We start from the raw sequence: 6,758 nt of genomic DNA on the forward strand, positions 1-6,758 counted from the left end.
GCTAAGTACGAGGGGTCGCATTGGGCTTGATACCTCGAGTGTAGATTGCCAAGACAATGCCCATTGTTGCCCAACCGGCCAACGTCGCACCCATCGGGCCATGAATTTCATCATAGTATCTTGGCAGAAGACAGATTGAACTTATTCGAATTACATTAAGTGATATCGTGACAACACATGCTAACACAATTGTTTTGATCGCAGAAAGCGACCAATTTCGATCGTATATTTTTAGAAACAAGACTCCGCACAGATAAGCGAGTGATACGTTGGTCAACGACGAACATGCCGGTTCCAGAAATAGCATGCCAGACCCGTCGGCGAACGGGATCACGTTCCCGTGGCTATTCGTCCCGACCAACCATCCAACGAGCTTGGCATCAACGACGAGGATCGAGTTGCTCATACTGGCGAAAAGGACTCTTGCCCAGAGCATCGGAACGGTTGCGGCACCAAGGACGGCACCGGCCCGGCGCTCCAAATCCGTGGATCGGGATGAACACGCCAGGTGTATTGCGATCATGGTAATCGCAAGCCAACTCAAGGCCGGGAGCGGCAACAGGATGGCGATCGCAGCCGACGCGGCAATTGCAATATCGATCCGGCGCATCGGTTGCGGATTGCTGCGCAACAGAAAACACACAACAACAAAAAGAGCGGCCCATACGACAGTGCTGACGCCGAAGGTGTTGTAAAAAGCTGCCAGCGCCCCCTTCTGGTCTAGTTCCGCGGCAATGCGTTCACTGGCGCCATTTGCGAAACCGACGATTGCCAGGCCGCAGTAAATAAGGGTTCTAGAAGTGTAGATGCCGGCTGGCATCTCGAGACCCGGTGCCTGCCATGGCCAAACATGCCTTTGATGTATGCCAGTGTCCGGCCGATCCGCCAGTTTCGAGATAGATGGAAATGGCTGTCCTGGAGTCGCGCCATACAATGTTGACGCATGAGCTCGCTCGGACACAATCGAACCCGCAGAAGCTATCGCTTATTTTGCTTATGCTTCCGGCGGTACCAGACATACCCCCCAAAAACCAACGCCGGCAGTCCGAGGCCGATCACAGGGCCCGGCGCGGAGTGCGTGACTGGGGCGCCTCCGTCATTTCCGCCCTTCTCTGGAAACCATGACGCCAGAGCAAAGCTCGGGGCAGAGGTGCATAACACAATCGCACCAGCACAAATCACGGCCCTGCAGTCCATCTTGCTACTCCTCAACGTCGCCGGGGCGTACCCAAATTTCGTGCTCCCACACTAGCATGTGCGCCCACACGACGTATCTACACCGTAGGGTGTAGTCCTGCCGTGAAATAGTCGTACCCGGGTGCCCTTCGCCCTTTTGGACAGCTGGTTCACCATAAATTAATGAATTCGTTTCATCGTCGTACGATGACACATCGCGCCCAAGCCTGGACCTTCTTGATCGCGTCGAATGCTGCCTTCTGGACAGGCCTTTTATGGCTTTTGCTTCGTTAGCGCCAGCAGAAGCACCACTGCCGAATTTTCTGAACGAAGTGCGTCCCATCTTTCTCAGTCTGAACAGGCCCAAGATGGCGGGTCAGTCCCGCCGACTGAGGCGTGCGTGTCGCTTTTGGCCGGCGGAATAATCTTCTTCGCAAGGGCAACGATTTACCGCTGGCGCAGGCGCTCTAGCCTAAATCGACATTTCGCATCCACAGCATTGCGCAAGCGATCTGCACGAAGCGAAGGAATTATAGGTCGCGCCGGTCGTATCGATTAACTACGCGACGATTTGGCCCGTCGTTCAGGGCGGTGGCATTCAGGACCTCGGTGCGAAAGAGTTGCATGCCGGGTTCCTGGCAATCTTATTTTTGGTTCTAGGGACCCTGCGAACGCAGGGCCCCTTGGTGCTCAGTCCTGATGCTCGGGCATGTCTTCAAGCTGGTCCTTGGTCCAGCTTGTGACGGCGTGCACATCGCCGTCCTCGTCGCGCATGAAGTTCAATTGATTGGCTGGAACGGCGACGGGTTTGGCGCCGATGCCAAGGAAACCACCGACATCGATGACAACCTCGCTTCCATGCAGATGAGAAACCGTACCGACCTTCTCGTCATCCGCACCGTATATGGTTGCCCCGTCGAGGATGTCGGTGGTCAATTCATTGCTCGCAAGTCGTACGTGGTTGGTATGGTCCATGTTGCAATTCCTTCTGGTGGACAGGACTCTCCCAACCTGCAAAGTGGCTAACAGTTCCCACTGATTTCGAGCCAGAAATAGCGCCGCCTATGTCGATCACACCGGCCACCACAGCGCCCGTCAGGGACGCGAGGGCCAATGCTTCGTTCGGGGCAGTGAGCTCGGCTACCACCGCCTAGAGTTGGGACTCGATCGGAAGATGGCGAAACAGGGCCGCCAGGATTCGGCGGAAAATCCCGGCTTCGGGTTCATTGGTATAGTCGTGGTGCCTTCCTTCGTCGCATCCATGCCAGTGCAGCACATTGTTTTTCAGCGCGAGGCGATAGCTCGCCTCCGGAGATATCTCTGATTGGAATCGGCTCCGGAGTTCAGCGACCAGTTTCTCATCTTCGAAAAGCACGCCCATTTCCGCGTTCAAAGACACAGAGCGCGGATCAAAATTGAAGGAGCCGACAAAACCGGTCCTATTGTCAACGCTGAAGGCTTTCGTGTGCAGGCTCGCACCCTTGGAACCAAATACCGAGATCTTAGCCTGCCGACCGAAGGGCTGGAGCTCGAAAAGCCTGACGCCATTGCGCAGCAATTGCGTGCGGTAGTTTGCATAGGCACCATGCACCGCGGCGACATCCGTGGCTGCCAGGGAATTGGTCAAGACCGCGACATCCACCCCGTCGCCTACGAGATTGGATAAGATGGCGGAACCTCTTCTGCCGGGGATGAAATAAGGAGACACAATCTCCACGCACTTGCGCGCCGACTGAATGGTGGGGAGCAACTCCCGCATCAGCCAACTGCGAGGTCTCCAGCCCCGGACCTTTTCTGGAGGATCGGAAATCACCCGCACGCGTTCTATCCAATGGACGTTGTTGCTGGCCGCGATGAACTCTGCGATCGACCTTCGATCACCGATCCCGTTCAACAGCGTTGACTCGGTTTCCCTATCGGTTCCTTCAAATAGATTGGCACTTGTAGTCGTGGCTGAACCGAGATCACCAATTGGCTTTGCGTCCTGGCAATTCCAGAAGGCCTCGAATATCCGCGCGGTCTGTTTCACTGCGGGACCGAGCAGCAGCACGTCAAGGTCGCGGAAATTGGTTTCCGCAGCATCGAAATAGGCATCGCCGACGTTGCGGCCGCCAACGATAGCTATGGTCTCGTCGGCGATCCAAGCCTTGTTGTGCATTCTTCGGGTCAATGCAAAAAGTCGCAGGACAACTTCCACGCTACGCATGACGCCGGGGCCTCTGATGCCACCCGGATTGAACAATTTCAACTCGACGTTCGGATGACGGCTTAATGCCAGATAAGCAGGATCGTTCTTGCGCGGATTGACGTCATCGAGGAGCATCCGAACGCGCACGCCCCGTTGCGCGGCCCGGAAGACTTCCTGCATGAGTAAGCGACCAGTGTGGTCGTCGTGCCAAAGGTAGTACATGAGGTCGAGTGTGCGAACAGCGCTTCTCGCGGCCAAAACCCGCATGGCGAAGGCATCATAATTGTCGGAGACGAGCAGCAAGCCGCTCTTACCCGCCCTGATTTTGTCGTCCGTCGTTTGCGCGATGGAGACGTCCATGTATTGGGTACCCTCGAACTCCAGCGACACCGGCCTTGCTCAACATCAAAGCAAGAACCTTTCAGAGCCAATCTGGTTGCACGAGAAGCTAAAACCTATTCAGCTCCCGATTGGTCACCGACTGTCCATAGGCTGCGCATAGGGAGCTGTTACCCGGTAGGCGGCACTCACGCGCGAGTTGGCGCATTGAAAGCCCGAGGCTACGAGATCGAGCCTATACCTCTCCGAACTCAGCTTCGTTCCGTGACGTCGGGCGCCGCTCGTAGTCGACGGGCGGCAAGAGCATGACTTCGCTCTCCTTGCGCCCGTACTCCCTGCCGATCTGGAACGCCGCGTAAATCGCGCCAAGGCGGATAAGCAATCTGAGCATGGCATCTCTCCTTCAATGGAAGGAACCGACCGGCGGCGAGATGGTTCCAAGCTGGCGACTGTGGGCCATGTTGCGCATGACGGTGCCGAGGCGGTCTGGTGCGCAGCAGCGAATCCATCCTGCCCCATGCGAATGCCGGCAGGATCCCACGCCATCGCGCTTTCACCGACAGGATGACCGCTCGGCCTCCGCTCAGCGGAGGGCGTCAAGGCCTGCCCCTCCGGACCCCGCCGTCCTTGTTCGTTGCCGCGTCATGTGACAACTCGGCTTGTCAGTCTTATCGGCGCGAAGCCTTAGCGCATTTCCGGAGGTGATCGAGAAGGCTTTTCGACGGATAATTTTCGTTTCACGAGCTTGGCCGGATCAGAGATTATGGGCGAGAAGCGAACCGCCGCTACAACAGCTTGTCCAGCGTGATCGGGAGGTCGCGAACACGATTGCCAGTTGCATTGTAGATCGCATTAGCGATCGCAGCTGCCACGCCGGTAATTCAGATCTCACCGATTCCGTGCGCGCCAAGCGGCGTATGTGGGTCGGGTTCATCTGTCCAGATGACATCGATCTCGGGAACATCGAGATGAACGGGCACGTGATATTCGGCCAAACTGGGGTTCATCACGCGGCCCGTCCTCCCATCAAAAAGGGGTCTCCTCGGTTAGCGCCAGACCCAAGCCCATGATCATGCCGCCGCGGAACTGGCTCGCCCCTGTCTTGGGGTTGAGAATTCGGCCACAGTCAAAGGAACCAAGCAGGCGCCGCACCCTAACCTCGCCGAAATCGTACGCTAAGGGCGAACGGATCATGAACTCTAACCTATTGCGGCTGTGAAGCATCCGATCCCTGTGGATTGCCATCTCAGGGCACCAGTTTGCGTACCCGGCGCTGTCGAACCACATCGGGGCGCCGATCAACACCACCCTGATCCTCGAACACTGGGATGATCTGCTTCATCTGGCGGCGTCGATCACCACCCGTGCCGTTGTGCCCTCGACGATCTTGAAGAAGCTCTCGGCAACACCGAAGGAAAGCCAACTGGCCAAGGCTCTTCGGGAACTCGGCCGCATCGAGCGGTCGCTGTTCATGATCGAGTGGTACTCGAGCTCGACATTGCGTCGGCGCTGCCAAGCCGGTCTCAACAAGGGCGAGGCAGCGCACAAACTCAAACGCGCCGTTTTCTTCCACGAGCGTGGCGAAATCCGCGACCGGTCGCTCGAAAGCCAGGCATTCCGCGCATCGGGTCTCAATCTTTTCGTCAGCGCGATAGTCCATTGGAACACTGTCTATCTCGACCGCGCGGTCACACAGCTCAAACGAGCGGGAAGGAACATTCCAGAACCGCTATTGAAGCACATCTCACCGCTGAGCTGGGAACACATAAACCTGACCGGCATCTACACCTGGAACAGCGAGCAGCATCTCCCGGAAGGCTTCAGGTCGCTCCGCCTCCCGGCTGGGTTACGGCGTGCCGCATAACGTTCCTGCTCCGTTCGACCTTAGCGTACGATTTCGAACTGCTCTTGTTCCGACCCCCAAGGGGAAGCTTTTGCGATGATCCGCCGGCGTGCCGCCGGCGCCGGCATCGACGCTCATCGGCAACCACACGTTCCGCGCCACCGGCATCACCGCCTATTTGAAAAACGGTGGCACCCTTGAGAAGGCCGCCCACATGGCCAACCACGCGTCGACCAGGACCACCCAGCTTATGACCGCCGTTACGACGAGGTGAGCCTCGACGAGGTCGAGCGGATCCTGATCTAGTGCGAACCAGCCGCCCAAAAAAAAACCCGCTGCCGGGAGGAGCTGGCAGCGGGTTCGATCTGAAGCTCGCCACGGGAGGAGGTGTGGCTCGCTTTGTGTCGGCATCGCATCTGGGAGGAGTAGATGGCCGACGCGTCGAACCTTGCCGGTTCCGGGGCATTGTGCAACGCACAATTTTGCATGGCTGCCCTGCGGCGGCAGGCCGCCGTGGTGTTATTTCTTGATGATGTTGCCGTGGTTCAAGTCGAAGGCCTGAGTGTCGCCTGCCTGCCTGTGGAAATCGTCCTGAAGTTCGCCCCATTCGCCAAGATAGCCGCCGCAGCCGCTGCAATGGATTTGAGTGTGCTCCGTGGCATCGGCGGGGATGTCCATACGGATCGTCCCACACGTCTTGCAATCAAGTTTATGGTCGAGCTTCTTGGCGTCCATCAGTGGTTAGTACTCCTGCCGGCACACGTTTATCGTCCAGCACACTCACCGTCTAGCAACCGAGGGCACACCTTCTACTAGAAGCGAAAGCCGGACCGAACCGAGAGCCTACATGAAAAGCTGGACAATCATCACCACAGCCGCTGCCGCCATCACGGCTGTGGCGATCCAGCCAATGATACGCATGACCAGCGGTACGGTCACCTTGCCCATGACGTCACTCCGCGCCGTCATCAGCATCATCACCGCCATGACCGGCACGGCAACGATGCCGTTGACCACCGCGCTCCAGTAGAGCGCCTTGAAGGGGTTGATCGGCGTAAAATTGAGGCACACGCCAACGATCGTTGCGAGTGCAATCGTTGCATAAAAGGCCTTGGCTGCGAGCGGCTCGCGTTCGAGGCCCACGGGCCACTTGCGCGCCTCCCCGAGCGCGTAGCCTGCCGAGCCGGCAAGGACCGGGATGGCGAGCAGTCC

Annotated in this window: 6 protein-coding genes and 2 pseudogenes; 1 reads left to right on the top strand and 7 read right to left on the bottom strand. The window is 57.8% G+C overall.

The genetic code is table 11. The annotated features are described in order from the left end of the window. Position 1 precedes the first annotated feature (1 nt). The 5 genes and pseudogenes from A3A9_RS0133375 to A3A9_RS43275 all read right to left on the bottom strand — a co-directional run. The gene (locus tag A3A9_RS0133375) at positions 2-820 is read right to left on the bottom strand and encodes an archaeosortase/exosortase family protein (RefSeq protein WP_027062459.1); all 819 of its coding nucleotides are present in this window, start codon (positions 818-820) and stop codon (positions 2-4) included. Between the two features lie 1,046 nt (positions 821-1,866). Continuing rightward, positions 1,867-2,151 carry a PRC-barrel domain-containing protein gene (locus A3A9_RS0133380; RefSeq protein WP_027062460.1) on the bottom strand — a complete coding sequence of 95 codons (285 nt, stop codon included), beginning with the start codon at positions 2,149-2,151 and terminating at the stop codon, positions 1,867-1,869. Positions 2,152-2,326: 175 nt separating this feature from the next. Further along, positions 2,327-3,724 carry a phospholipase D family protein gene (locus A3A9_RS0133385; protein ID WP_027062461.1) on the bottom strand — a complete coding sequence of 466 codons (1,398 nt, stop codon included), beginning with the start codon at positions 3,722-3,724 and terminating at the stop codon, positions 2,327-2,329. Positions 3,725-3,938: 214 nt separating this feature from the next. After that, positions 3,939-4,094: a hypothetical protein gene (locus tag A3A9_RS45450; protein WP_202596435.1), complete on the bottom strand. Its 156-nt coding sequence runs from the start codon at positions 4,092-4,094 to the stop codon at positions 3,939-3,941. 394 nt (positions 4,095-4,488) lie between these two features. Next, positions 4,489-4,876 (bottom strand): annotated as a pseudogene (locus A3A9_RS43275) (molybdopterin cofactor-binding domain-containing protein); the annotation flags it as partial. An 88-nt stretch (positions 4,877-4,964) separates the two neighbouring features. Between A3A9_RS43275 and A3A9_RS0133405 the strand changes: the two are divergent. Then, positions 4,965-5,567 (top strand): annotated as a pseudogene (locus A3A9_RS0133405) (Tn3 family transposase); the annotation flags it as partial. Positions 5,568-6,065: 498 nt separating this feature from the next. On the opposite strand, the gene A3A9_RS45455 reads toward A3A9_RS0133405, so the two are convergent. Both A3A9_RS45455 and A3A9_RS0133420 read right to left on the bottom strand, forming a co-directional pair. Then, positions 6,066-6,281 (bottom strand): hypothetical protein, encoded by a 216-nt coding sequence (locus A3A9_RS45455; RefSeq protein WP_152536236.1) that lies wholly within the window; start codon positions 6,279-6,281, stop codon positions 6,066-6,068. Between the two features lie 108 nt (positions 6,282-6,389). Then, positions 6,390-6,758, bottom strand: a 369-nt coding sequence (locus tag A3A9_RS0133420; RefSeq protein ID WP_027062464.1) for a divalent metal cation transporter, incomplete at its 5' end; no start/stop codon positions are given.

This window comes from Mesorhizobium loti CJ3sym, assembly GCF_000472785.1.
GTDB classification, from domain to species: Bacteria; Pseudomonadota; Alphaproteobacteria; order Rhizobiales; family Rhizobiaceae; genus Mesorhizobium; species Mesorhizobium loti_E.